Source organism: Streptococcus porcorum, assembly GCF_053203725.1.
The window spans coordinates 1-25660 of record NZ_JBRUDG010000027.1 but is presented as its reverse complement, the minus strand read 5'-3'; the positions used below and the strand labels follow the sequence as shown (position 1 = coordinate 25660).

Annotated in this window: 22 protein-coding genes and 1 tRNA gene; 20 read left to right on the top strand and 3 right to left on the bottom strand. The window is 40.8% G+C overall.

Translation table 11 applies throughout. From position 1 onward, the window contains the following. The first annotated feature begins 211 nt into the window (after window positions 1-211). The 9 genes from ACVRWY_RS07305 to rbfA all read left to right on the top strand — a co-directional run bounded on the left by ACVRWY_RS07305 (window position 212) and on the right by rbfA (window position 8703). Window positions 212-298 (top strand) — tRNA-Ser (locus ACVRWY_RS07305). A 101-nt stretch (window positions 299-399) separates the two neighbouring features. Next, window positions 400-774, top strand: a complete 375-nt coding sequence (locus ACVRWY_RS07300) for an MORN repeat-containing protein (protein WP_354369469.1) — start codon at window positions 400-402, stop codon at window positions 772-774. Next, a complete protein-coding gene (locus ACVRWY_RS07295; protein ID WP_354369471.1) occupies window positions 771-3137 on the top strand; it encodes an acyltransferase family protein in 2367 nt (788 codons plus the stop codon). Before ACVRWY_RS07300 ends, ACVRWY_RS07295 begins: the two co-directional genes overlap by 4 nt. Before the next feature lie 151 nt (window positions 3138-3288). Beyond that, window positions 3289-3759 (top strand): ribosome maturation factor RimP, encoded by a 471-nt coding sequence (gene rimP / locus ACVRWY_RS07290; protein WP_354369506.1) that lies wholly within the window; start codon window positions 3289-3291, stop codon window positions 3757-3759. A gap of 40 nt (window positions 3760-3799) precedes the next feature. After that, complete coding sequence (gene nusA / locus ACVRWY_RS07285; protein ID WP_354369507.1) at window positions 3800-4957, top strand: transcription termination factor NusA; 1158 nt, start codon at window positions 3800-3802, stop codon at window positions 4955-4957. Window positions 4958-4975: 18 nt separating this feature from the next. Continuing rightward, window positions 4976-5272 (top strand): RNase P modulator RnpM, encoded by a 297-nt coding sequence (rnpM, locus tag ACVRWY_RS07280; protein WP_354369473.1) that lies wholly within the window; start codon window positions 4976-4978, stop codon window positions 5270-5272. Beyond that, window positions 5265-5567: a YlxQ-related RNA-binding protein gene (locus ACVRWY_RS07275; protein ID WP_354369475.1), complete on the top strand. Its 303-nt coding sequence runs from the start codon at window positions 5265-5267 to the stop codon at window positions 5565-5567. The genes rnpM and ACVRWY_RS07275 overlap by 8 nt, the downstream gene beginning before the upstream one ends. Before the next feature lie 20 nt (window positions 5568-5587). Further along, complete coding sequence (infB, locus tag ACVRWY_RS07270; RefSeq protein WP_354369477.1) at window positions 5588-8281, top strand: translation initiation factor IF-2; 2694 nt, start codon at window positions 5588-5590, stop codon at window positions 8279-8281. Window positions 8282-8349: 68 nt separating this feature from the next. Next, window positions 8350-8703, top strand: coding sequence for a 30S ribosome-binding factor RbfA (rbfA, locus tag ACVRWY_RS07265; protein WP_354369479.1), 354 nt, complete (start codon window positions 8350-8352; stop codon window positions 8701-8703). A gap of 102 nt (window positions 8704-8805) precedes the next feature. Here the strand turns inward: rbfA and ACVRWY_RS07260 are convergent, their stop codons facing one another. Together ACVRWY_RS07260 and ACVRWY_RS07255 are read right to left on the bottom strand one after the other, a co-directional pair. Then, window positions 8806-11736, bottom strand: coding sequence for an LPXTG cell wall anchor domain-containing protein (locus ACVRWY_RS07260; RefSeq protein ID WP_354369481.1), 2931 nt, complete (start codon window positions 11734-11736; stop codon window positions 8806-8808). A gap of 40 nt (window positions 11737-11776) precedes the next feature. Further along, window positions 11777-12460, bottom strand: coding sequence for a TIR domain-containing protein (locus tag ACVRWY_RS07255; RefSeq protein WP_354369483.1), 684 nt, complete (start codon window positions 12458-12460; stop codon window positions 11777-11779). A gap of 238 nt (window positions 12461-12698) precedes the next feature. Here ACVRWY_RS07255 and ACVRWY_RS07250 point away from each other — a divergent pair, with 238 nt between their 5' ends. The 5 genes from ACVRWY_RS07250 (at window position 12699) to ACVRWY_RS07230 (ending at window position 17406) form a co-directional block, all read left to right on the top strand. Then, window positions 12699-13133 carry a CopY/TcrY family copper transport repressor gene (locus ACVRWY_RS07250; protein ID WP_354369485.1) on the top strand — a complete coding sequence of 145 codons (435 nt, stop codon included), beginning with the start codon at window positions 12699-12701 and terminating at the stop codon, window positions 13131-13133. Window position 13134: 1 nt separating this feature from the next. Continuing rightward, complete coding sequence (locus tag ACVRWY_RS07245) at window positions 13135-15357, top strand: heavy metal translocating P-type ATPase (protein ID WP_354369487.1); 2223 nt, start codon at window positions 13135-13137, stop codon at window positions 15355-15357. After that, window positions 15354-15554 (top strand): heavy-metal-associated domain-containing protein, encoded by a 201-nt coding sequence (locus ACVRWY_RS07240; RefSeq protein ID WP_354369489.1) that lies wholly within the window; start codon window positions 15354-15356, stop codon window positions 15552-15554. Before ACVRWY_RS07245 ends, ACVRWY_RS07240 begins: the two co-directional genes overlap by 4 nt. A 93-nt stretch (window positions 15555-15647) precedes the next feature. Beyond that, window positions 15648-16460: a Cof-type HAD-IIB family hydrolase gene (locus tag ACVRWY_RS07235; RefSeq protein ID WP_354369491.1), complete on the top strand. Its 813-nt coding sequence runs from the start codon at window positions 15648-15650 to the stop codon at window positions 16458-16460. A gap of 103 nt (window positions 16461-16563) precedes the next feature. Further along, window positions 16564-17406 carry a DegV family protein gene (locus ACVRWY_RS07230; RefSeq protein WP_354369493.1) on the top strand — a complete coding sequence of 281 codons (843 nt, stop codon included), beginning with the start codon at window positions 16564-16566 and terminating at the stop codon, window positions 17404-17406. A 44-nt stretch (window positions 17407-17450) separates the two neighbouring features. On the opposite strand, the gene ACVRWY_RS07225 is transcribed toward ACVRWY_RS07230, so the two are convergent. Next, window positions 17451-18191: a peptidase gene (locus ACVRWY_RS07225; protein WP_354369495.1), complete on the bottom strand. Its 741-nt coding sequence runs from the start codon at window positions 18189-18191 to the stop codon at window positions 17451-17453. Between the two features lie 163 nt (window positions 18192-18354). On the opposite strand from ACVRWY_RS07225, the gene nagA reads away from it, so the two are divergent. The 6 genes from nagA (at window position 18355) to tkt (ending at window position 25535) form a co-directional block, all read left to right on the top strand. After that, a complete protein-coding gene (gene nagA / locus ACVRWY_RS07220; RefSeq protein WP_354369497.1) occupies window positions 18355-19506 on the top strand; it encodes an N-acetylglucosamine-6-phosphate deacetylase in 1152 nt (383 codons plus the stop codon). Between the two features lie 264 nt (window positions 19507-19770). Continuing rightward, a complete protein-coding gene (locus tag ACVRWY_RS07215; protein WP_029172794.1) occupies window positions 19771-20142 on the top strand; it encodes a GFA family protein in 372 nt (123 codons plus the stop codon). Window positions 20143-20177: 35 nt separating this feature from the next. Next, on the top strand, window positions 20178-21095 hold the full coding sequence (gene glyQ / locus ACVRWY_RS07210) for a glycine--tRNA ligase subunit alpha (RefSeq protein WP_354369499.1): 918 nt from the start codon (window positions 20178-20180) through the stop codon (window positions 21093-21095). A 19-nt stretch (window positions 21096-21114) separates the two neighbouring features. Beyond that, entirely contained in the window at window positions 21115-23151 is a 2037-nt protein-coding gene (gene glyS, locus ACVRWY_RS07205; RefSeq protein WP_354369501.1) for a glycine--tRNA ligase subunit beta, read from the top strand. Between the two features lie 13 nt (window positions 23152-23164). Continuing rightward, window positions 23165-23422 (top strand): DUF896 family protein, encoded by a 258-nt coding sequence (locus ACVRWY_RS07200; protein ID WP_354369503.1) that lies wholly within the window; start codon window positions 23165-23167, stop codon window positions 23420-23422. Between the two features lie 127 nt (window positions 23423-23549). Then, the gene (tkt, locus tag ACVRWY_RS07195) at window positions 23550-25535 is read left to right on the top strand and encodes a transketolase (protein ID WP_354369505.1); all 1986 of its coding nucleotides are present in this window, start codon (window positions 23550-23552) and stop codon (window positions 25533-25535) included. Window positions 25536-25660: the final 125 nt, after the last annotated feature.

Sequence of the window (25660 nt, the reverse complement as noted above, 5' to 3'; positions counted from 1 at the left end):
TAGCGAAGATTTTGTGATATACTAGTCATGAGAAGATTCCTTTTTTGATGAGTGGTGGTACTCTTATCATATCAGGGAATCTTCTTTTTTGACTTCTAGAAGTCTCACATCTATTGTAACGCTACACGTGTGGAAGCTCAATTTTAAAATTAGCTTGCTAATATTATCAAAATGAGATATAATAGGGGCAAATTTTGTTCTTATTATTGATGGAGAGGTCGCATAGTGGCCGAGTGCGCACGCTTGGAAAGCGTGTAGTCCTTAACGGGGCTCGGGGGTTCGAATCCCCTCCTCTCCTTTAGTGAAATTACTAGTATAAAAGCTGACGACTAGTAAGGATAACAATATGAAAAAAAAGCTAGCTCATCACTAGCTTTTTTTACTAGAAAAAGGAAGGAAATGAAACAGAGATTTTTGAAAAGTTTATTGGAGTTAGGGTGTATTTTTGGGATATTAGGTGCAGCTATTTTTAGTTTAGGACAGACACCTAAAAAAACAAGCCTAACCTTAGATCAAGGTAAAATTCACTACACAGGTTATGTCCAAGATGATCGGCTAAACGGTCAAGGTAGTCTGGTTTACGATACAGGAGATCGGTATGAAGGGAATTTTAGCCATGGTAGTTTTGATGGAAAAGGAACCTTTACCTCAGCAGCAGGTTGGTCGTATCAAGGTGATTTTAAAAAAGGGCAAGCTCATGGTCAAGGAAAGTTAACCCTTGAGGATGGGCGTGTTTTTGAAGGAAAGTTTAAGCAAGGGATGTATCAAAAATGAGAATACAGTGGTTTTCTTTTGTCCGTATCATCGGTTTAGTTTTTGTCTTGGTTTACCATTTTTATAAAGATTTTTTACCTGGAGGTTTTATAGGCGTTGATATTTTCTTTACCTTTTCAGGCTACCTCATAACAGCTTTGTTGATTGATGAGTTTCAAAAAAAGGGAAAGATTGACTTACTTGGCTATTTTAGACGGCGTTTTTACAGGATTGTTCCTCCTTTGATCTTTATGATTTTAATGTGTGTCCCGTTGACCTTAGCCCTTCGTGATGACTTTAGAGCTTCTATTGGAAACCAAATCTTAGCTGCGCTTGGATTTGTCACTAATTTTTATGAAATACGTTTAGGAAGCCATTATGAGGCGCAGTTTGCTCCCCATTTGCTGTTGCATACGTGGAGTTTGGCTGTGGAGGTGCATTACTATATTTTATGGGCTATCGCCTTGGTTTTACTTGGTCAGCTCAAGTGGGTTAAAAAAAGATTTAAAAAAGTTGTGGCTTTTTTATCCATTCTGTTAGGTTTAGCTAGCTGGGCGCTGATGGTTTTTGGTCAGCAGACTGGGGTAGAGCAATCTGTGCTTTATTATTCTAGCTTTAGTCATGCTTATCCGCTATTTTTAGGAAGCTTTCTGGCGACTGTTGTTGGGATTCGTGAAAAAAGTGTCTATTATCAAAAACTAGCTCAAATTTTACCAATAAAGACAATTGTCATCGGACTAGGTCTTAGTCTTATGGGGTTAGTGAGTTTAGCGCTTTTTCTCAGTTTCACCAATCCTATTACATATAGTGTTGGCTTTTTAGCTGCTAGCTTGTTGGCGACTCTGTTTATTGTATGCACTAGAGTTTTAAATGATAAGTTACCGAAGACATCAGAGCCGGTCTGGGCAACTATTTTAGCTGCAATTTCCTATGGTATTTACCTCTTTCATTGGCCAATTTATCAAATTACCAAAGAGCTGATGTCGCATGAAATAGCGGTGTTGGTCACACTCATTTTTTCCAGTCTTTTGGCTGCGATTTCCTTTTATGTCATCGAACCTTTGTTGATGGGGAAAAAACCAGATTTTCTGAAACAAAATCCGAAATGGTTAAATCAGACCTTGATGTTATTGATGGTCACGGTTGCTTTATTATCAACCATCACAACGATCACTATTGCTCAAAAGGCTCCAAAATTAGGACATTTTGAGTCTGGGATGTTAGAGAAAGGCTTACGCCAATCAGCAACTAGTTTAGCAACGACACGGCGCTTGGTAGAGGTTTCAGGACAGTCAAGTTCTACAGTAGTGGCAGAAAACTATGACAATGTCATGGTGATTGGCGATTCAGTTGCCTTAGATGCCTTTGAAACCATGCCTGGCGCTTTGGGGAATGCCATTATTGATACTCAGGTGAGTCGTAGTTTTGATATGGCTTATGAGATCTATCAAAACCATATTGATAATGGGACTTTGCCTGATTTTGTCGTTTTAGCAGTGGGGGCAAATTCTGTTTATGACTATGAAAATGATGTGATGCAATTTGTCAATGTGCTTCCAAAAGACAAGCACTTAGTATTGGTAACCCCTTATAGCCGTGATGAGTATCCAGAGGAAACAAAGGCAACGGTAGAGTTTGAGCGGAGCCTTGTTGGCCAGTATGACCGTGTGAGCATTGCAGACTGGTATCAAACAGCTATTGATCATCCTGAAATTTGGGAGGGTTCAGATGGGATGCACTTTTCTCATACCGCAGAAACCAGTCTTAAAGGGTCAGATTTGTTTATCCAAACCATTAAAGATGCCCTTGCTCCCTTTAAAACAGGAGGGGAAAACACAGTTTTAGATAGTACCTTGATTGTTGGTGACTCAGTGGCTGTTCATGCTGGAGATGCTCTGACTGCCAAATTTCCAACGGCTATCATTGATAGCCAGTCTAACCGTAATTTAGCAGATGCGGTAGAAATTGTGAAAAATTATATTGCTAATGGTAGTTTACCAAAGAATTTGGTCTTAGCTGTTGGCGTGAATGAAATCACAAATTTCAAGGAAGTCTTAGATGATTTGTTAGCCCAGTTACCTAGTGGGACACGCTTGGTTTTAGTCACGCCTTATAATGGAAATTATGTGGATGAGCCGACAGCTACGGTTAATCAATTAAAAGAATATGAATTACAGTTAGCAAAAAAATATTCGTATATCACTGTGGCAGATTGGTCTAAGGTTGCTAAAGAGCACCCTGAAATTTGGGAAGGAACAGACAAGGTGCACTTTGATCACGAAGTTGGGTTTGAAGATTATGAGATGCTAGCGCTCGCATCAGGTTATTATGTTGATAATATTGCTACTGCTTTAGAGAAAGTACAAACCAAAGAAGGGAAGTAGGGCATTAAAAACAGCTCTACGTCCTTATTAATCTTTTTACTTGCAATTTTGGGATATTTTGATATAATATATAAAAATCATATGAGAAAGGGGCGGAGTAAGAACTTCGCCTCTATCTGTGTTCAAAAAGTAAGAAAAGGAGGGAGATGTCATCGCTACAATTGTTGACATTGTAACAGAAATTGTTGCACCTGCTATTGTTGAGCCCTTTGAGTTGGTTGATGTCGAGTATGAAAAGATGAGAGGAGACTATATTCTCAGCATCTTGGTTGACAAGCCAGAAGGGATTACGGTTGAAGATACAGCAGATTTAACAGAGATTATCAGTCCCTTGTTAGATACTATCAAGCCTGATCCATTTCCAGAGCAGTATTTCCTAGAGATTTCTAGCCCTGGTTTGGAGCGTCCGCTTAAAACAAAAGAAAGCCTAGAGGCTGCGATTGGTCAATATATCAATGTGAGTCTCTATAAGGCAATTGATAAAGTCAAGATTTTTGAAGGGGACTTAGTTGCCTTTGATGGTGAAACCTTGACGATGGATTATATGGATAAAACGCGTAAAAAAACTGTTGAGATTCCCTATAAGACGGTTGCAAAAGCTCGTCTTGCGGTTAAACTTTAAGAAAGGAATGACCCGTCAGCATGAAGTCGGGTATAAAACTATGAGCAAAGAAATGTTAGAAGCCTTCCGTATTTTGGAAGAAGATAAAGGCATTAAAAAAGACGACATCATTGATGCCGTTAAAGAATCATTGAGATCAGCTTATAAACGTCGTTATGGTCAATCAGAAAGTGCAGACATCACTTTTGATGAAAAGACTGGTGATTTTCAAGTATATACAGTCCGTGAGGTTGTTGAGGAAGTTTTTGATAGCCGACTTGAAATTAGCTTAAAAGATGCACTTGCCATCAACAGTGTTTATGAACTAGGTGATCGCATCCGTTTTGAAGAGTCTCCAAAAGAATTTGGTCGTGTGGCTGCTCAGTCTGCCAAACAAACTATCATGGAAAAAATGCGTCGTCAAACGCGTGAGATTACTTTCAATGAGTATAAACAACATGAAAGTGAAATCATGTCTGGAACAGTGGAGCGTTTTGATGATCGTTTCATCTATGTCAATCTCGGCAGCATTGAAGCGCAGCTTTCACGCCAAGATCAAATTCCAGGTGAGACATTCAAATCTCATGATCGCATCGATGTTTATGTGTATAAAGTAGAAAACAATCCTAAGGGTGTTAACGTTTTTGTTAGCCGTAGCCATCCAGAATTTATCAAACGTATCATGGAACAAGAAATTCCTGAAGTCTTTGATGGGACAGTTGAGATTAAAAGTGTGGCGCGTGAAGCAGGAGATCGTACAAAAGTTGCGGTTGTCAGCCACAACCCTAATGTAGATGCAATCGGAACGATTGTCGGGAAACAAGGTTCAAATATCAAAAAAGTTATTAGTCGTTTCCATCCAAAACGTTTGGATCAAAAGACAGGACTCTTGGTGCCTGTTGAGGAAAATATTGATGTCATCCAATGGGTAGCTGATCCAGCTGAGTTTATCTACAATGCGATTGCTCCTGCTGAAGTGGATCAAGTCATCTTTGATGATGAAAATAGCAAGCGTGCCACAGTTGTCGTACCTGATAATAAGCTGTCATTAGCCATCGGACGTCGTGGTCAAAACGTGCGCTTAGCTGCTCACTTGACAGGATTTAGAATTGATATTAAATCAGCTAGTGAATATGAAGCACTAGAAGTCGCAGCTTTAGAAGAGCCAGCTACAGAGGAAGTTTTAACAGAAGTTAGCGAAACAAGCTCTGAAGATTAAGATAAAGAGAGGTGTTTTATGGCAAAAACAAGAAAAATACCTTTAAGAAAATCTGTTGTATCTGGTGAGATTATTGATAAACGTGATCTCCTTCGTATTGTAAAAACTAAAGAAGGTGAAATTTTTATTGATCCGACGGGTAAAAAAAATGGGCGTGGTGCTTATATCAAGTTGGACAATGAAGAAGCTCTTTTAGCTAAGAAAAAACAAGTTTTCAACCGCAGTTTTTCAGTAGAAGTTCCTGAGAGCTTTTATGATGAGTTGATTGCTTATGTAGATCATAAAGTAAAAAGAAGAGAGTTAGGTCTTGAATAATTCACAACAATTGTCAAATCTTTTAGGTTTGGCTCAGAGGGCAGGAAAGGTCATTTCTGGCGAAGAACTGGTGGTGAAAGCCATTCAAACGGGTCAGGCAAAATTGGTATTTCTGGCTTCAGATGCGGGACCAAATTTGACAAAAAAGATCACAGATAAATGCCACTACTATGAAATAGAAGTCTCTCAAGTGTTTACTGCACTTGATTTAAGCATTGCCATTGGTAAGAGTCGTAAGACGATCGCTATTAGTGATGCTGGATTTTCAAAGAAAATGAGGACTCTTATGGCATAACGGAAATAGGAGGACAAGATTTGTCTAAGAAAAGATTATATGAAATTGCCAAAGAACTTGGCAAAACAAGTAAAGAAGTTGTTGAAAAAGCACAGAGTTTAGGCTTTGAAGTTAAAAGTCATGCTTCTGGTCTGGAAGCTGATCAAGCTAAACGTTTAGTGGAAAGCTTTTCAGCGAAACAGGCTGAGTCAAGCACTGTGGTAGAAAAACAACCAATTCCTCAAGTAGAGGTGAAAAAAGAGGAAAAAGCTGTAGCCTCACCATCTGAGACGACAGTTTCTGCTAAACCAAAAAGCAGGAATTTTAAAGCAGAGCGTGAAGCTAAAGCAAAAGCGCAAGCAGAGCGTCAAAAACAACAAAAAGGTCAATTTAATAAAGATAGAGACCGCAATAAAAAACGTTACGATCATCGTAAAGGCTCTGAATCACTTCAAGCAACAGCAAAACCTCAACCTGCTAAACAGCCACCTAAATCACAAGAAGTCAAAACTAAGATTGACTTTAAGGCTCGTGCAGCAGCCTTAAAAGCAGAGCAAAATGCGGAGTACTCACGTCAAAGTGAGGAGCGCTTCCGTAAAGAGCAAGAAGCTAAACGTTTAGAAGCTCAAAAAGCAGAGCAAGCGCGTCAAGAAAAAGAAAAACGCGAACGCGAAGCTGCTCAAAAAGCGGCTGAGGCTAAAAAGGTAGCTGTAAAACCAGCACCAGTAGTGGTAGAAAAACCAGTACAGGTCACAGATAATCGTCGTAAAAAACAGGTGCGTCCAGAAAAATCACGTGACTTTAGTCATGAAAATGAAGATGGACCAAAATCAAGCAAAAATAAGAAAAATTGGAATAGTCAAAACCAAGTGAGAAATCAAAGAAATAGTAACTGGAATAAGAACAAAAAAGGTAAGAATAACCGTAATAGCAACCAAGCTCCAAAACCAGTAACGGAGCGCAAATTCCACGAATTGCCAAAAGAGTTTGAATATACTGAAGGCATGACGGTTGCTGAAATTGCAAAACGTATCAAACGCGAGCCAGCAGAGATTGTTAAAAAGCTCTTTATGATGGGCGTTATGGCAACTCAAAACCAATCTCTTGATGGAGATACCATTGAACTCTTGATGGTGGATTATGGGATTGAAGCTAAGGCTAAAGTTGAAGTGGACAATGCTGATATCGAGCGTTTCTTTGTGGATGAGGATTACCTCAATCCAGAAAACATGGTAGAGCGTGCTCCAGTCGTTACCATTATGGGACACGTTGACCATGGTAAAACCACTCTTTTGGATACCCTTCGTAATTCACGTGTGGCAACAGGCGAAGCTGGTGGAATCACACAGCATATCGGAGCTTACCAGATTGAAGAAAATGGTAAGATGATTACTTTCCTTGATACACCTGGTCACGCCGCCTTTACTTCAATGCGTGCCCGCGGTGCTTCTGTAACGGATATTACCATCTTGATTGTTGCTGCAGATGATGGAGTGATGCCACAGACAATTGAGGCCATCAACCACTCTAAAGCAGCTGGTGTTCCAATCATTGTTGCGATTAACAAAATTGATAAGCCAGGTGCTAACCCAGAACGTGTGATTGGTGAGTTGGCAGAACATGGTATTATGTCAACAGCCTGGGGTGGTGATTCTGAGTTTGTTGAGATTTCTGCTAAGTTTGGTCAAAACATTGAAGAATTACTAGACACTGTTCTTTTGGTGGCTGAAATGGAAGAGCTTAAAGCTGATCCTACAGTTCGTGCCATCGGTACGGTTATCGAGGCTCGTCTTGATAAAGGAAAAGGTGCCGTGGCTACTCTCCTTGTTCAACAAGGAACGCTTAATGTTCAAGACCCAATTGTTGTTGGAAATACCTTTGGACGTGTTCGTGCCATGACCAATGACCTTGGCCGTCGTGTTAAAACAGCTGCACCATCTACACCTGTTTCCATTACAGGTCTTAATGAAGCTCCAATGGCAGGCGATCATTTTGCGGTTTATGAAGATGAAAAAGCTGCGCGTGCAGCGGGTGAAGAGCGTGCCAAACGTGCCCTTCTCAAACAACGTCAAAACACGCAACGTGTTAGCTTAGAAAACCTCTTTGATACGCTTAAAGCAGGTGAGGTGAAATCTGTTAACGTTATCATCAAGGCAGATGTTCAAGGTTCGGTAGAAGCCCTTGCTGCTTCTCTTCTTAAGATTGATGTTGAAGGTGTTCGTGTTAATGTTGTTCACTCAGCAGTAGGAGCAATCAATGAGTCTGACGTCACTCTTGCTGAAGCAAGTAATGCCGTTATCATTGGCTTTAACGTTCGTCCTACTCCACAAGCACGTCAACAAGCAGAAGCAGATGAAGTAGAAATCCGTTCACACAGCATTATCTACAAAGTGATTGAAGAAGTAGAGGATGCGATGAAAGGAATGCTTGATCCTGAGTATCAAGAAAAAGTCATCGGGGAAGCCCTTATCCGTGAAACCTTCAAAGTATCTAAAGTTGGTACTATTGGTGGATTTATGGTTATCAATGGTAAAGTCACTCGTGACTCTAAAGTTCGTGTAATCCGTGACGGTGTGGTTGTCTTTGATGGTGCTTTAGCCAGTCTGAAACACTATAAAGATGATGTTAAAGAAGTTACCAATGGTCGTGAAGGTGGTCTTATGGTTGAAAACTATAATGACCTTAAAGTGGACGACGTCATTGAAGCTTACATCATGGAAGAAATCAAGCGTTAAGCAAGATAAAAAAGAGACTGGGAGCCTCTCCTGGTCTCTTCGATTAACAAAAGAGAAAGGATAAAGATATGGCAAATTCATTTCGTACAGACCGTGTAGGGATGGAAATCAAACGTGAAGTCAATGAGATCCTTCAAAAGAAAGTTCGTGATCCACGCGTAGCTGGTGTGACCATCACGGATGTGCAGATGTTGGGAGATCTCTCAATGGCTAAGGTGTATTATACCATTATGAGTGATTTGGCTTCTGATAATCAAAAAGCACAAATTGGTTTAGAAAAAGCTAAAGGAACGATCAAGCGCGAGCTTGGGAAAAACCTCACACTTTATAAAATTCCTGACCTGACATTTGAAAAAGACGAATCTATTGCTTACGGCAATAAGATTGACCAAATGTTGCGTGACTTAGAAAAACGTGATTAAGAAAAATGACCTCAAAATTGAGGTCATTTTTGGGTTTCTCTACTGAATGCAGCAATATTGTCATAAAACCTGATAAGCTAGCTTATCAGGTTTTATTGATCTTTAGTTTTCTTTACGTTTCCAGAATACTAGTCCTGATCCGATAAGGGCTAGTCCTGTGAGGACATATGTCATAGAATGGTTTTCCCCTGTGGTTGGTAGTTGTGGGGTGTAGTGAGCAGATGTGCCACGGCGCTCAAGAACTTTTTGGCTTTCTTGTTGTGTCACACTTGCCTTGTGGGCTGTTTGGATTTGCTTAGCTGTAGGTGCTTGTGGTTTAGCTGGTTTGATAACTTGAGGAGAGTCAGTTTTTTCAGTGTTTTCTGGCTTGTTAGGTTTAGCTTGTTCACTGCCTTTAGGCTCATCAAGTTCTGGTTTATTATCTACCGTAGGTTTGTTATCTACTGTAGGTTTGTTATCTACTGTAGGTTTATTATCTACTGTAGGTCTGTTATCTACCGTAGGTTTTGTTGGTTCAGTTTTTTCTGTCTCGCTAGGTTTAGTAGTGTCTTTGATTTTGTCGATGTCAAGACTTGGTTTGTCCGTGCTAGGGCTATCTTTTGGCACAGCGATGATAGTGCCGTCTGGGAGAGTTGAGATAGTGTTATCTTTTGCCTTGTCTTCTAAGTCTTTGGCTACTTTGTAGTCAGCAAGGAGCTTGTCGTAGTTTGCTTTAGCTGTATCATAGGCAAGTTGTGCTTCATCAACTTCTTTTTGAAGTTGAGTGAGCTTGCTCTTAGCTGCTTCTAGCTCGGTTTTTGCTTGAGTGAGCTTGTCTTTGGCTTCTTGGTCAGCTTTTTGTGCGCTAGCCAGGTTTTCTTGTGCTGTGATTAGTGCTTGATAGTTTGTTTTAGCGGTTTCAAGCTGCACTTGGGCGTTTGCTAGGTCTTGTTTAGCTGTTTCTGTAAGGTTTGTTGCTTGTGTGAGTGCTGTTTGGCGTTGGTTAAGCTCTGCTTTTTGCGTATCAAGGTTTGCCTGCGCTTCTTGGACAGCTTTTTCTTGGCTAGCTAGTTGTTCTTTTAAGTTATCCAACTGGCTGTTTTGTGCGAGTTGAGTGAGTTTTTCTTGGGTTTGAGCTAGCTTAGCCTTGGCAGTGCTGAGATCAGTTTGTGCCGTTTTTAGGTTAGTTTCAAGGCTACTAATCTCTGCTTCTTTTTCAGCTGTTTTTTCTGCTAGGTTAGCTTGGTTTTTAAGGGCAAAGACGTAGGCGGCACGAGCTTTGTCCGCAGCATCGCTCACTTCACTTAGTACTGTCTGTTTACTTGTGATATTTGCTTGACTTTCGTTTAATGCTGATTTTAAAATGGCATCAACAGCTTCTGTTGTTTCTTGACCGAGGACGGCTTTATCATAGACAAAGTTAAAGGTTACAGCTGGTAAAAAGACGACAGGCGTCTCTGTGCCTTGTCTAACCATGACGGTTTCCCCCTTGTCGTTAGTGATAAAGTCAGGTTCAAAGTTAGAAGTATCTGTACCAATGGAGTCAAATGTACGACTAGTTTGTAATGTTGCCTGACTACCATCAGCTGAGAGACCGATACCGATAGGACCTGCTGCCATAAGTTCAGTAATACGGTGACCATAGTTCGATTTTTCACTACTTGTTTCAGTACGACCGATATTATTATAATCTGTAAACCACCCCAACAGTAGGTTGTAAGCGACAGCTTGGTCAGATAAGTAAGTGTAATTGACATCTAGATATGAGTCGGAGTCATAGGATAAGTTGCCATAGCCTCCTGCAGCATTTTCTAACCAATGAGCAAGTTTGTTAGGGTCGTAGCTTGATACGTCGTAAGCTTGTCTTAAATTAAAATCAGAAAGATTTAAATCGGTCTGATGGGTTAGTAGTCCTCTAGCGGCATTTTCTTCTGCTCGGGCAGCCGCGTAAGCGATGAGGTCTGAACTACTTGCATCGACGGTATCGGTCATACCATTGAGGCGTTTAAGCTCGTTGAGGTAGGCAACAAAGTATTCGGTAATCTTGGTGCTATTTGGGACATAAGTGACTGTGCCTTTTTCAGCATACTCTTTGGCTTGCTCTGCGGTTAGGTAGATGGTCTCTGTCCGTTCACCAGAGTAGATGGTAGCTGACATCTCTGGATGTTTATGTTTCTCCTCTACAACAGTAGGGGTTTGGGTAGTGAGGGTAACTGCTGCTTGAGCATTTAGCAGTTTTTCTGAGCGTTTTTGGAGTTTGTCATGCTGTGCTTGAGCGCTTTTTAGCTCCTTTTCAGCTGTCATGACTTCCCCAACTTTATCTAGATGGGCTTGCGCTAGCTCATCGACATTAGCACTGTTTTTTAGGGCATCAAGCACTGTTTTTGCGCTGTCTAGTTGACTAGAGTTGGTTGAGATCTTGTTTTCAAGAGTCGTCACTTCTGTTTGACTAGTGCTGAGGTCTTTCTGGAGTTGCGCTTTTGCTTGATCTTCTTGCTCTTGGGTGTTGTTGATAGTTTCTTGAGTGGCTTGATAAGTTGCTGTTTTGGCATCTAGGTTAGACTGGGCATTAGCCACTTGGTTAGCTTGTTGTGTATAAGCATCTTGTGCTTGCTTTTGCGCCTTTTCTGTCGCATCAACTTGGCTAGTCGCTTGAGCAACCGTTGTGCTTGCTGTGTCGATGTCTTTTTGTGCAGAAGCGATGTTTTCATCTGTGGCTTGTTTAGCTGTCTCACTAGCTTTAGCAAGATTGTCTGCAGCAGTATCTGCATCAGTTTGAGCTGATGTTGCCTGTGCTTGTGCCTCAGCAAGTGCTTTTTCTTCTTGTGCTAGCACTTGTTGAGATTGCTCAAGATTACTTTTAGCTGTAGTAGCTGTGGTTTTAGCTTGAGCCACCTGTTTTTCAAGCTCTTGTGAGCTGGTCGTATTGACTTGGCTGGCTTGTTCAGGGGTGCTGGCGGTAGTTGTTTCATCTGCCAAGACCGTATTTGCCAAACTAAAAGCTGCAAGTGTCGCAGTTGAGAGGGTTAGTGATTTAATAAGATTCTTTTTCATTGTCAGTAGCTGTTCCTTTCTTATCGTTTAAGGGATGACGTTAGATATCTAGGCACTTTTCGTAGAGGTGATAGACCTCGTTCATTAGCTCATCCTCAAAGGTATGGTCGTCTAACCCTTCAACTAGGGTGTAGGTTAACCCAAGAATATCACTAGGAATTAAGATATCTTCTGGAGCATAGTTGAGGATAGAAAAACGTTTTTCTTGTTCTTTTAGAGTCGCCATTAACATGCCTAACTCAATCATCACATTGGATCTAGGGATGAATTTACCATTCTCTGCTAATTTCTCATCTTTGCTAAAAAGTACAATACCGTACTCGGCATTATAAATAGTAGCTTCTAATTTTTCAGTAAGATGAAGTCCATTTTCAGGATGATCCTCCATAACCAGTACGTCAAATCCCCAATTTTTTAAAAGTTTTTGAACCCTATCCTTATTCTCTCTGTTTTTAAAAGCATAGGCAATAAAAATTTTTGGAGGGTTCTCCTTAAATTTTTTTAATTCTTGATCAAGATGATTGAGACAATCTTTTAAATCCTGAGAGTTTCCTTGTAGCTGGAGCGTTTCGTTATTGTAACGATTGATAACATCTCCAGTCTTTAGTAGAATGCGGTCAACAATCTTTCCAGTTGGTTGGAAAGATTCCCCAGTTACATCAAATGCCTTAGTTTTTTCTAGATAAATTTTTAGAAAAGGAAGACTCAAATGTTCATATACCATACATAACCTCCAAAAAATTTTTTAAACTCTCTCTCTTTTCAAGAGAGTTTAATGTATAATACTCACATATTATACATTAAACTCATTGCCCTCCTTACTCTCTCAAGGGGAGAGGAGGGATTGAAGGGGTATTCTAATTTTTAGGGAAATTCTCATTTAAACAAAAGTTGTTGACAAATGTCGTCATTTATTTTATGCTATATCTACAAATGTAAACAATTAAAAAGAGGAGTAAGCTATGGCACATATATCGCAAGCAGAGTGGGAAGTGATGCGTGTGGTTTGGACGAAAGAGGAAACGACCAGTAAAGAAATCGTCTCCATCTTGCAGGATAAGCAAGGCTGGTCTGTCTCGACCATCAAGACCTTACTGGCTCGTCTGGTGGAAAAAGAACATTTAAAGACAAGAAAGGTTGGGAATCGCTTTTTTTATCAAGCCGATCTCTCTGAAAAAGAAGCCATTCATGAAGAAATTCAGCAAGTTTTTGATCGGTTCTGTTTGACTAAGCATCAAGCTGTTCTTTATCAGTTAATCAAAGAAACTCCCATGACTTTATCTGATATTAAAGCGATGGAAGTGCTTTTATTGGCAAAAAAAGGATCAGCAGTAGATGAGGTCACCTGTAACTGTATCAAAGGCCAATGTCAGTGTTTAGAACATTTGGAGGGCTAAAATGAAAGCAGAATATCTTGTAGAAGGCATGACCTGTGCCTCTTGTGTTGCCAATGTGGAAAAAGCTGTGCAAAAACTCGATTTTGTGGATAAGGCTGTGGTCAACTTAGCAACTGAAAAATTGACAGTGGAGACAGAGCATTCCATAAAAGAAGAAGCCTTGTTTAAAGCTGTTGAGGAGGCAGGTTATCATTTAAAAACGGCTGATCCGCTAGAAAGCCCAGAAAAAAGAGAAGAGCAAAAGTTACAGACTTTAAAACGGCGTTTAGCTTATTCTAGTCTGTTTACGCTTCCTTTGTTTTATATCACAATGGGGTCGATGCTGGGCCTCCCTATTTTTGAGGTCTTAGCTCCTCATGGGAGTTCCAGTTGGCGATATGCTTTAGCTAATATCGCTTTAACTTTACCTGTCATGTTCTTAAACCGTCAGTTTTATGTGTCAGGTTTTAAAGCCTTACTAAAAGGGCATCCTAATATGGATTCATTAGTTGCCTTAGCGACCAGCGCCGCTTTTATCTATAGTTTGTATGGCAGTTATCATATTTTTAATGGGCATCACCATTTTGTCCATGAGCTTTATTTTGAGTCAGTTGCGGTGATTCTAACCTTAATTACTCTGGGAAAATATTTTGAGGCCCTCTCTAAAGGGAAGACTTCTCAAACCATTAAAAAGCTCATGCAGCTCTCAGCTAAGACAGCCCATGTCTTTCGTGATGAGATGTGGCAAGATTTACCTATTGAGGCCGTAGAAGTGGGAGACCGTCTCTTGGTTAAGCCAGAGGAAAAAATTCCTGTGGATGGGGTGATTGTCACAGGGCAGTCTGCCATTGATGAGTCTATGTTAACAGGTGAGCCCATTCCTGTGGATAAGTCAAAAGATAGTTTGGTTTATGGGGGCTCTATCAATGGTCAAGGTTTAATTGAGATGACAGCTCAAAAGGTTGGGTCTGAAACCTTGCTGGCACAGATTATCCATTTGGTAGAAGAAGCACAAGGTACCAAGGCTCCGATTGCTAAAATAGCTGATAAGGTGTCGGCAATTTTTGTTCCTCTTGTGATGGTTCTTGCTCTTTTGACAGGTTTGTTTTGGTTTGTTATCATGGGAGAAAGCTTTTCATTTGCTTTGACAACAGCTTTAGCAGTCTTAGTGATTGCTTGTCCCTGTGCTTTGGGACTTGCCACGCCAACAGCTATTATGGTGGGAACAGGATTAGCCGCTGAAAATGGAATCTTGTATAAAAACGGGGAGAGCTTGGAGTTGGCACATCAAGTCGATACTCTCGTTTTTGATAAAACAGGAACCGTAACTCAAGGTCATCCGCAGGTCGCAGCTGTTTATAACTATGGTGATGAGGATAGTCTTTTTTGGGCAAGTGCTGTGGAAAACTTATCACAACATCCGATTAGTCGAGCTCTTGTGGATGAGTTTGTGGAAAAAGGCTACGCTTTTCCAGAAGTGGAAGCTTTTCACTCTTTGGCAGGCTATGGCTTAAAGGGAAATGTTTTAGGACAAGAGATTTTGATTGGCAATCAGGCCTTGATGTTGGAGGCTGGCATCTCGGTTGAGGCGGCAGAAAATGATGGTCAAACTGCTAGCCAACAAGGTCAGAGCCTCGTCTATGTGGCTAAAAATCAGACCTTACTTGGTTTAATTACGGTGGCAGATCAGATCAAATCAGATAGTCCAAAATCTCTCTCTAAACTTAAAAGTTTAGGTTATCAGTTAATTATGTTAACAGGGGATAACGAACAGACAGCCCAAACCGTTGCTCAACAATTGGGAATCAATCAAGTGATGAGTCAGGTCTTACCAGATCAAAAAGCAGATGTTATTGCTAAACTAAAAGCAAAGGGGCATCGAGTGGCTATGATAGGAGATGGGATCAATGATGCGCCAGCTCTGGCCTTGGCAGACATTGGGATTGCCATGGGACAGGGAGCAGACATTGCTATCGAGTCAGCAGATGTGGTCTTGATGCAGCAAGAGCTTTCTAGCCTTGTCAAAAGTTTACGCATTAGTCAGCTAACCCTTTCAACGATAAAAGAAAATCTATTTTGGGCTTTTATTTACAATATTTTAGCGATTCCTGTTGCCATGGGTGTTCTTTACCTTTTTGGTGGTCCGCTTTTAAATCCGATGTTAGCAGGTCTAGCTATGAGTTTTAGTTCCGTATCAGTGGTCTTAAATGCCCTACGTTTAAAAATGAGAAAGGTAAACAAATGAAAAAAACAGTTACAATTAGTGGAATGAAATGTCAAGGATGTGTCAATACAGTGACAGAGCGCTTGAGTTCGGTTGTAGGGGTTAAGTCCGTATCAGTGGACTTAGAAAAGTCAGAGGCTACCATTGATGGTTTTGCCCCAACTTTGCTGTTAAAGGCAGCCTTAAAGGGAACCAAATTTCAACTTCATAAATCATAAGCCTCACTAGAGACTACTTTTTAGAGCACAGTAGTCTCTTTTTATTTTGCTGATTTCGTGATACACTAGAGAAAAACTCCAAAGGAGAAAGTTATGATTAAACTCATTGCGATTGATATGGATGGTACTCTGTTAAATAGTAAAAAAGAGATTCCTAAACAAAATCAAGTTGCCATTCAAGCAGCGGCTGAAAAAGGGGTTAAGATTGTTATCTGTACAGGTCGTGCCCAATCAGGAGTTGTCCCTTTTTATGAGAAGCTAGGTCTTTCAGCTAAGGAAGAGTATGCTATTTTAAATAACGGGTGTTCGATTCATCAGACATCTGATTGGTCTTTGGTGGACTATGCTTATCTTGAAGCCTCTGATATTGCTTTTTTGGCAGATAAGGTTAAGGCTTATCTACAGGTTCAGCTTGTGTTGACGGAAAAGGAAGACTTTTTAGTGGTTGATGAGGAGCCTTCAGAGCTTGTACGTTATGATGCGAGCTTAGTTTTTGCAGAGCCTGTATCTATCTCTAGTCAAAAAGCCCAGCAGGCAGATAAGCTAGTTTTTCAAGCTATGTTCATGGGTGACCCCGAAGCAATCGATGCCTTTCAAGCTCAAGAGGAAGCAACTTTAGCAGAACGTTTTAGCGTGGTTCGTAGCCAGCCATATATTTTTGAAGTGATGCCAAAAGGTGTGACAAAAGCGAGTGGTCTAAAAAAATTAGCTGAACATCTTTCTATTGCACCTTCAGAAATCATGGCTTTAGGAGATGCTGGAAATGACGCAGAAATGTTAGCTTATGCAGGCTTAAGTGTGGCGATGGGAAATGCTACTCCAGCCATTAAAGCTCTTGCAACAGTAGAAACAGCCGACCATGATCAAGCAGGTGTGGGTTTAGCTATTGAGAAATATGTCCTTTAACACATCTTTTTAATGCAGGAAGAGTGCAATCATGGTATAATAGAGATATACTTTGATAATCAAAATATATTTCGATAAAAACAGTGAGCCTAAGGAGGTTGCTATGACGTGGAAGATTGTTGTAGATTCAGGTTGTAACTTGAAACAGCTAGAGAATCTACCAGAAAATGTGCGATTTGAAAGTGTTCCCTTAACGCTTCAAATCGGCAATGAAGTTTATATCGATGATGAGAAGATCGATATTCCAGCTATGATGGAAAAGCTCTATTCTACTCAAGCTGCAGCCAGTTCTGCCTGCCCTAGCCCAGATGCCTTTTTGTCTGCTTATAGAGGAGCCGATCGTGTGATTGTTCTCACCATTACAGGTGCCTTATCAGGCAGTCACAATGCCGCTCAGCTGGCGAAAAATCTCTTATTAGAAGAAAAACCTGACACAGAAGTACATGTGATTGACTCCCTATCAGCTGGTGGAGAAAATGATTTACTGGTTTTAAAATTAGTGGAATTGATAGCACAAGGTTTATCTTTTGATCAAGTGGTCACAGCTATCACAGCCTATCAAGAAAAAACAAAACTATTATTTGTTTTAGAAAAAGTCGATAATTTGGTCAAAAATGGTCGCTTGAGTAAACTGGCAGGAAAAGTAGTGGGAATGTTGAATATTCGACTTGTGGGAGAAGCTAGTTCTGAAGGAACTTTAGAACTTCTTCATAAAGCACGTGGTCAGAAAAAATCAATTAGCTCAGGTTATACTGAAATGCTAAAAGCAGGCTATCAAGGAGGTCGTGTGATGCTGTCTCATGCTTATAATGATAAGCTGGCTGAACAATTTTCTAAGGCCATTAAGGCGGATTTTCCAAAGGCTGATGTTCGTATTCTTCCAACCTCAGGTTTGTGTAGTTTTTACGCAGAAGATGGTGGCATCTTAATGGGGTATGAAATTTAATCAAAAAAAATTCCAAAACATTTTTGTTTTGGAATTTTTTTGAGTTAAGGGGTGACAGTAGTTGTGGTATCGTCAGCGCTTGAAGTTGCGGTGTTGTCAGTAGCTACTGTGGTGTTTGAGCTAGGTGTGACGGTTGTGGTAGTAGCTGACTCTGTAGGAGCATAGGTTGGCGTATAAGTTGAAGCATAAGTTGGTTCAACATAAGTTGCTGTTTCAGTAGCAGTAGTAGGGGCTACTTCACTGACAGTTGAAGATGAAACACTTGTTTCAAGACTGCTGCTGGAGCTACTTGCTAATGCTGCTGTTGCATCAATTGCTTCTTGTACAGCATCAATTCGTTCTTGGAGTGCTTTTTTCTTATCAGCATTTTTAACTTTGTCAACCGCTTTTTGAGCTTTATCGACATTTTCTTGTGTTTGTTCAGCTTCTAGTGTCGTTACAGCATCTTCGGCTGCTGTTTGGTGCGCCAAATCTGCTTTGATGGCATCTAAACGTTTTTGGAACTCAGTTTTAAGCTCTCCATCGTTCATCTTATCAATGGCTTCTTGAGCACGTTTAATGTCGTCAGGAGTAGCTTCTTTTTCTAATTCTTTTAGCAGATTATCTAATTCAGGATTGCTTTCTTTAGAACTGCTTGAGCTTGTCGCCTTAGTTGATTGACTTTGTTGCACAGAAGCCGTACTTTTTTGTGACTGTTGACCAAAAAGAGCATAAATCCCAACTCCCCCAATTAAAACTAAGATAGTTAAAATAAGGTAGAGTAACTCATTTTTTGAAGATTTCATAATATTTCCTTTTTTTATAGAGTTTAGCTAAGAGAGCTATCATTTCTATTATATGTTCTAATGAAAAAAATTTCAATAACTTTTTTTAAAAGCAAATTGGTATATACCGTTTACAAAATAAAGGGGAAAGAGTATAATGAAAGAAAGAATGGAGGCGTTTTCGATGAAACACTATATCAAAGCAGATGCTTTTTATTATCCTTATCAAATCAAGCCAGCAGGGTATTTAGAGGTTTGTGATGGTCGATTTGGAAGCTGGTTTAGTCAGGTTCCTGATGATGGGGAGATTTTAGATTATACCGGTTATCAGGTTGCACCTGGGTTGGTGGATACCCATGTTCATGGCTATGCAGGAGCCGATGTGATGGATCTAAAGACAGATAGCCTTTATCAGATGAGTCAGCACTTGCTAGAAACAGGTGTTACCTCTTTTTTACCAACAGGTTTAACAGCTTCCTTTGAGGATTTAAATCAGGTTTGTCAGATGGTAGCTGAAGTAGCCGGAACAGAAACAGGTGCTCGTATTCAAGGTCTTTATTTTGAAGGTCCTTATTTTACTGAAAAATATAAGGGGGCTCAAAATCCTAAGTATATGCGAAACCCTAGCAAGGAAGAATTGGATACTTGGCTAGCGTCAAGTCAAGGCTGGTTAAAAAAAATAGCGGTTGCCCCAGAGCGTGAGGGGGTAGAGGATTTTGTAGCTTATGCTAAATCCAAAGGGCTAGTGGTGGCCTTGGGGCATTCTGATGCGACCTTTGAAGAGGCGACTCGTGCAGTGGAAGCAGGTGCAACGGTATGGGTGCATGCTTATAATGGCATGAGTGGTCTGAATCATAGAGAACCTGGTATGGTAGGTGCGGTTTATGAGTTGCCAAATACTTATGCGGAGTTGATTTGCGATGGCTACCATGTTCATCCTTCTGCTTGTGATATTTTACTTCGTCAAAAAGGGCATAACCATGTTGCCTTGATTACAGACTGTATGAGTGCAGGGGGATTAGATGATGGTGATTATATGCTAGGAGAATATCCAGTAGTGGTTTCAAATGGAACAGCACGTTTGAAAGAGGGAGGGAGCTTGGCAGGCTCCATCTTAAAATTAAAAGATGGATTAAAAAACATTGTAGATTGGGGCTTAGCTAGTCCTTTAGAGGCTGTTCGTATGGCTAGCTTTATTCCAGCACTTTCTATGAAGATAGAAGAGCAATGTGGTCAATTAAAAAAAGGTTTACCAGCAGATTTTATTATTTTAGATAGTGAGCTTAATCTTTGTGCCACTTATCTAGCAGGTCAAGTGGTTTATCAGAAAGCTTAGTATTTTCCATAGACAAATGAAAAATATTTTGCTAGAATAAACAGATAGAAAGAGACGACTTAAGCTCTAACATATAGCGAGTCTGGGAGAGTGTGAGCCAGATTGTGATCTTAAGAAGTGGCGCTTTCAGAGATTATTATCAATTAAAAATGAAGTAATAAATTAGGGTGGAACCGCGTTTCTGACGCCCCTAGTCGCAAGGCTTGGGTGTTGAAATTCGGTTCTTTTTGAATTTCGTCTAATACCTAAGTGGAAAGGAGTATCATGCTTAAAGGATCTTGTTTATGTAAAGCAGTCACCTACACTTTAGATGAAGAATTGTCGGAAATAGTTTTTTGCCATTGCTCATTCTGTAGGAAAGTAACTGCGTCAGCCTACACAGTTAATGCTAAAGTTAGCAGCAAAAACCTGGTATTGTATGGAAAAGAGAAGTTGGTTACTTATAGTTCATCTCCAGGGAAACAACGTTATTACTGCCAGAACTGTCACAGTCAAATTTTCACTACTCAAGAAAATATACCAGAAGTTTGTGCTTTGAAATTAGGAACAATAGATGAATGCGATCAGAATTTACAAACTGTTCCCAAACGTCATATTTTTCAGGACCCAGCTTTTTCTTGGTTGCTTGATAAATAAATTTAAAAAGATAATATAAATAAAAGGAGAAAACAATGTCTAAAAAATTAACATTTCAAGAAATTATTTTGACTTTGCAACAATTTTGGAATGAACAAGGTTGTATGTTGATGCAGGCCTATGATACGGAAAAAGGTGCGGGAACTATGAGTCCTTATACTTTCTTGCGTGCTATTGGTCCTGAGCCATGGAATGCAGCTTATGTAGAGCCATCTCGTCGTCCAGCAGATGGTCGTTACGGGGAAAACCCAAACCGTTTGTATCAACACCACCAATTCCAAGTGGTGATGAAACCGTCACCGTCTAACATTCAAGAACTCTACTTAGAGTCTTTGGAGCGTTTGGGGATTAACCCTTTGGAACATGATATTCGTTTCGTTGAAGACAACTGGGAAAATCCATCGACGGGTTCTGCCGGTCTAGGTTGGGAAGTCTGGTTGGACGGTATGGAAATCACTCAGTTTACCTACTTCCAACAAGTTGGTGGTTTGGCGACAGGTCCTGTCACAGCTGAGGTAACCTACGGTTTAGAGCGCCTAGCGTCTTATATCCAAGAAGTTGATTCAGTTTATGACATTGAGTGGGCTGCAGGGGTAAAATACGGTGAGATTTTTATCCAGCCAGAATATGAGCATTCTAAATATTCATTTGAAGTATCTGATCAAGACATGCTTCTTGAAAACTTTACTAAATTTGAAAAAGAGGCAGAGCGTGCTTTAGCAGAAGGATTGGTTCATCCAGCCTTTGATTATGTACTCAAATGTTCACATACCTTTAACTTGCTAGATGCACGTGGTGCCGTATCTGTAACCGAGCGTGCAGGTTACATTGCTCGCATTCGTAACTTGGCGCGAGTCGTGGCCAAAACCTTTGTGGCAGAGCGTAAAAAATTAGGTTATCCTCTTTTGGATGAAGCTAGTCGTGCTAAATTATTAGCGGAAGAAACAGAATAAATCACTAGGAGAAGAAATCATGACCAAAAATTTGTTAGTAGAACTTGGACTAGAAGAATTGCCAGCCTATGTTGTTACACCTAGTGAAAAACAACTGGGTCAAAAAATGGAAGCTTTTTTGACAGAGCATCGCTTGTCTTTTGAGACGATTGAGACTTTCTCAACACCGCGTCGTTTGGCAGTACGCGTTCGTGGTCTGGCAGATAAACAAACAGACTTAACAGAAGATTTTAAAGGTCCATCTAAGAAAATCGCCTTAGATGCAGATGGAAATTTCACCAAAGCAGCAGAAGGTTTTGTTCGTGGAAAAGGCTTGACGACTGCGGATATCGAATTCCGCGAGATTAAAGGTGAAGAGTATGTTTATGTGACTAAAAATGAAGAAGGAAAATCTGCTAAAGACGTTTTAGTGGCTATTCCTGAACTCTTGCAAAGCCTAACTTTCCCTGTGAGCATGGCTTGGGCTAACAATAGTTTCACCTATATTCGTCCTGTTCATACCTTGACAGTCTTGTTAGATGATGAAGCACTAGATATGGACTTCTTGGACATTTCGTCAGCTCGCACCAGCCGTGGTCATCGTTTCCTTGGAAAAGAAACAGAAATTGCAAGTGCAGATTCTTACGAGGCAGACTTGCGTGCACAGTTTGTTATTACAGACCCCGCAGAGCGTCAAAATATGATTGTCGAGCAAATCAAGGCTATCGAGGATAAACACAATGTGACCGTTGAGATTGACCAAGACCTGCTCAATGAAGTTCTCAACTTGATTGAGTACCCAACTGCTTTCATGGGCTCCTTTGACACCAAGTACCTAGAAGTACCTGAAGAAGTCTTGGTCACTTCTATGAAAAACCATCAGCGTTACTTTGTAGTGCGTGATAAATCTGGTAAACTTCTACCAAATTTCATCTCTGTTCGAAACGGAAATGACCAACATATTGATAATGTCATCAAAGGAAATGAAAAAGTTTTGGTGGCACGCTTAGAGGATGGTGAATTCTTCTGGCGTGAGGATCAAAAACTCAAGATTGCTGACTTGGTAGAACGTCTCAAGGTCGTAACCTTCCATGAGAAAATCGGCTCACTTTACGAGCACATGGAACGCACCAAAGTTATCGCAGAAAAATTGGCTGACTTGGCAGGCTTGTCTGCGGATGAAAAAGCGGATGTGGCACGTGCGGCGGACATTTACAAGTTTGACCTCTTGACAGGTATGGTTGGCGAGTTTGATGAATTGCAAGGGATTATGGGTGAGAAGTATGCCCTTCTTGCAGGGGAAAAACCTGCGGTGGCAGCAGCAATCCGTGAGCACTATCTTCCTAACTCTGCAGAGGGCGAATTGCCTGAAAGCAAGGTTGGTGCGGTCTTGGCACTGGCTGACAAATTCGACACCCTTCTATCCTTCTTCTCAGTAGGTCTCATTCCGTCTGGTTCAAACGACCCTTATGCTCTTCGTCGTGCGACACAGGGTATCGTGCGGATCTTGGAAGCATTTGGTTGGGAAATTCCATTGGATCAGTTGATTGCGGAGCTCTATAGCTTGAACTTTGCCAGCTTGACCTATGACAACCAGCCAGCTGTGATGGACTTTATCCGTGCGCGTGTAGAGAAGATGATGGATAAGGCGATTCCGAAAGACATCCGTGAGGCTGTGCTTGCCAGCTCAACCTTTGTGGTCAGACTACAACTGGCAGCCAGCTCTGCTATTTTCCAAAAATCAAAAGAAGCTGACTACAAGGAAGCTGTGGAAAACTTGTCACGTGTCTTTAACTTGGCTGAAAAGGCGGAAACAACTGCGATTGATGAAGCTCTCTTTGAAAATGCAGAAGAAAAAGCTCTCTTTGAAGCAGTGGTTGGTTTAGAGTTGACGGAAGATATGACAGAAAACTTGAACAAGCTTTTTGCTTTGAGCCCAGTCATCGCAGCCTTCTTTGACAATACCATGGTCATGGCAGATGACGCAGCAGTCAAAGTCAACCGCTTGGCCCTCTTGAAAGCCTTGGCGGATAAGGCAAGCAGTGTTGCTGTCTTTAATAAGTTAAATAGTAAGTAAGGAGAAATAAGAGATGGATCCTAAAAAAATCGAACGCATCAATGAATTGGCACGTAAGAAAAAGGAAGGTACTCTAACAGCAGAAGAAAAAGTTGAGCAAGCTAAACTTCGTGAAGAGTATATTGAAGGTTATCGCCGTGCTGTTCGTCATCATGTTGAAGGGATTAAGATTGTGGATGAAGAGGGAAATGATGTGACCCCTGAAAAGCTTCGTCAAGTGCAACGTGAAAAAGGTCTTCATGGGCGTAGTTTAGACGATCCCAATTCATAATAAACAATCGGGTATTTGAGGCAGAGATCTCAGGTACTCGATTTTTATTATCTCCCTAGGATTTCCTCTCAAAAATTCAGAAAATTGTGATATAATAAAGTGATAACAATCTAGAAAGGTCTTTACAATGACATTTGACACTATTGATCAATTAGCGGTAAACACAGTCCGCACGCTTTCAATCGAAGCGATTCAAAAAGCTAACTCAGGTCACCCTGGTCTTCCAATGGGAGCGGCCCCGATGGCTTATGTACTCTTTAACAAGTACCTTAATGTCAACCCAAAAACAAGTCGTTCATGGACAAACCGTGACCGTTTTATCCTCTCAGCTGGACATGGTAGCGCCCTTTTATATAGCCTCCTTCACTTGTCAGGATATGGCGTGACTATGGAAGACCTTAAAAACTTCCGTCAATGGGGATCAAAAACGCCTGGTCACCCTGAAGTGAACCATACCGATGGTGTCGAAGCAACATCAGGGCCACTTGGTCAAGGGATTGCTAATGCTGTTGGAATGGCTATGGCTGAAGCACATTTGGCAGCGAAATTCAATAAGCCAGGTTTTGACATTGTGGACCACTATACTTATGCCTTAAATGGTGATGGTGATTTGATGGAGGGTGTTTCTCAAGAAGCAGCAAGCTTGGCTGGTCACTTGAAGCTTGGGAAATTAGTTCTTCTTTATGATTCGAATGACATCTCACTTGATGGTCCAACTTCAAAAGCCTTTACGGAGAGTGTTAAAGGACGCTTTGAAGCATATGGTTGGCAGCATATTTTAGTTGAGGATGGTAATGATTTAGAAGCTATTGCAAAAGCTATTGAAGAAGCTAAAGCAGAAACAGAGAAACCTTCTATCATCGAAGTGAAGACTATTATTGGTTATGGGGCTGAAAAACAAGGCACGTCTGCTGTTCATGGCGCACCAATCGGTGAAGAAGGTATTGCCCATGCGAAGCAAGTTTATGGTTATGATTATCCAGAGTTCACTGTTCCAGAAGAAGTGGCACGTCGCTTTGAAGTTGGCATTAAATTCCGTGGTGAAGAAAAAGAAAATGCATGGAATACTCTCTTTAAGCACTATGAAGAAGCTTATCCAGAATTAGCAAAAGAGTACAAAGAAGCCTTTACAGATGCTCCGATTTCTGTTGATTTAGCGGCACATGAGCTTGGCTCAAGTGTGGCAAGCCGTGTTTCTAGTCAGCAAGCTATTCAGCAAATTTCTGCACAAGTGCCATCATTCTGGGGTGGTTCAGCGGACCTTTCTGCTTCAAACAATACAATGGTTGCAGCAGATTCTGATTTCCAAGCAGATAACTATGCTGGTCGTAATATTTGGTTTGGTGTTCGTGAGTTTGCGATGGCTGCCGCGATGAATGGTATTGCACTCCATGGTGGAACACGTGTCTATGGTGGAACTTTCTTTGTCTTTTCAAACTACCTTCTTCCAGCAGTCCGTATGGCAGCTCTTCAAGAGTTACCAACTGTCTATGTATTAACACATGATTCCATTGCGGTTGGTGAAGATGGTCCGACACATGAGCCTGTTGAACAACTAGCCAGCGTTCGTTCTATGCCAAACCTAAATGTTATTCGACCAGCCGATGGTAACGAGGTTAATGAAGCATGGAAACGTGCCCTTGCAGAAACAAAACGTCCAACGGCTCTTGTTTTAACACGTCAAAACTTACCAGTCCTTGAAGGAACAGCCAGTCTAGCTGCAGCAGGTCTTAATAAAGGGGCTTATGTCCTTTCAGAAGCTAAGGGAGAGATGGATGGTATCCTTATTGCAACAGGATCAGAAGTGAAATTAGCCCTTGATGCACAAGCTGAGTTAGAAAAAGAAGGTATTTTTGTTCGTGTGGTATCAATGCCATCACAAAATATCTTCGATGAGCAAGATTCAGCTTACAAGGAAGAAGTTCTTCCATCTGCTATCACTAAACGTTTAGCTATTGAAGCGGGATCAAGCTTTGGTTGGGGTAAATACGTTGGTCTAACAGGTAAAACCCTTACGATTGATACTTGGGGAGCATCAGCACCAGGAGATCGTATCTTTAAAGAATATGGTTTCACTGCAGAAAATGCTGTTAATCTTTACAAGTCCTTATAAAAGGCTCTTTGTCAACTGTAGTGGGTAGATGAAAAGCTAACACCTAGAGAGGACGAAATTCGTTCTCTCTTTCTTTATGTTCAAGGCAATCAAAATCCGTTTTTTAAAGTTTTCAAAGTTCCTGA

What these genes read in the sequence shown, in the direction of transcription:
- ACVRWY_RS07300 (WP_354369469.1), top strand. Translation starts at nt 400, where the DNA reads ATGAAACAGAGATTTTTGAAAAGTTTATTGGAGTTAGGGTGTATTTTT.
- ACVRWY_RS07295 (WP_354369471.1), top strand. Translation starts at nt 771, where the DNA reads ATGAGAATACAGTGGTTTTCTTTTGTCCGTATCATCGGTTTAGTTTTT.
- nusA (WP_354369507.1), top strand. Translation starts at nt 3,800, where the DNA reads ATGAGCAAAGAAATGTTAGAAGCCTTCCGTATTTTGGAAGAAGATAAA.
- rnpM (WP_354369473.1), top strand. Translation starts at nt 4,976, where the DNA reads ATGGCAAAAACAAGAAAAATACCTTTAAGAAAATCTGTTGTATCTGGT.
- rbfA (WP_354369479.1), top strand. Translation starts at nt 8,350, where the DNA reads ATGGCAAATTCATTTCGTACAGACCGTGTAGGGATGGAAATCAAACGT.
- ACVRWY_RS07260 (WP_354369481.1), bottom strand. Translation starts at nt 11,736, where the DNA reads ATGAAAAAGAATCTTATTAAATCACTAACCCTCTCAACTGCGACACTT.
- ACVRWY_RS07255 (WP_354369483.1), bottom strand. Translation starts at nt 12,460, where the DNA reads ATGGTATATGAACATTTGAGTCTTCCTTTTCTAAAAATTTATCTAGAA.
- ACVRWY_RS07250 (WP_354369485.1), top strand. Translation starts at nt 12,699, where the DNA reads ATGGCACATATATCGCAAGCAGAGTGGGAAGTGATGCGTGTGGTTTGG.
- ACVRWY_RS07245 (WP_354369487.1), top strand. Translation starts at nt 13,135, where the DNA reads ATGAAAGCAGAATATCTTGTAGAAGGCATGACCTGTGCCTCTTGTGTT.
- ACVRWY_RS07240 (WP_354369489.1), top strand. Translation starts at nt 15,354, where the DNA reads ATGAAAAAAACAGTTACAATTAGTGGAATGAAATGTCAAGGATGTGTC.
- ACVRWY_RS07235 (WP_354369491.1), top strand. Translation starts at nt 15,648, where the DNA reads ATGATTAAACTCATTGCGATTGATATGGATGGTACTCTGTTAAATAGT.
- ACVRWY_RS07230 (WP_354369493.1), top strand. Translation starts at nt 16,564, where the DNA reads ATGACGTGGAAGATTGTTGTAGATTCAGGTTGTAACTTGAAACAGCTA.
- ACVRWY_RS07225 (WP_354369495.1), bottom strand. Translation starts at nt 18,191, where the DNA reads ATGAAATCTTCAAAAAATGAGTTACTCTACCTTATTTTAACTATCTTA.
- nagA (WP_354369497.1), top strand. Translation starts at nt 18,355, where the DNA reads ATGAAACACTATATCAAAGCAGATGCTTTTTATTATCCTTATCAAATC.
- ACVRWY_RS07215 (WP_029172794.1), top strand. Translation starts at nt 19,771, where the DNA reads ATGCTTAAAGGATCTTGTTTATGTAAAGCAGTCACCTACACTTTAGAT.
- glyQ (WP_354369499.1), top strand. Translation starts at nt 20,178, where the DNA reads ATGTCTAAAAAATTAACATTTCAAGAAATTATTTTGACTTTGCAACAA.
- glyS (WP_354369501.1), top strand. Translation starts at nt 21,115, where the DNA reads ATGACCAAAAATTTGTTAGTAGAACTTGGACTAGAAGAATTGCCAGCC.
- ACVRWY_RS07200 (WP_354369503.1), top strand. Translation starts at nt 23,165, where the DNA reads ATGGATCCTAAAAAAATCGAACGCATCAATGAATTGGCACGTAAGAAA.
- tkt (WP_354369505.1), top strand. Translation starts at nt 23,550, where the DNA reads ATGACATTTGACACTATTGATCAATTAGCGGTAAACACAGTCCGCACG.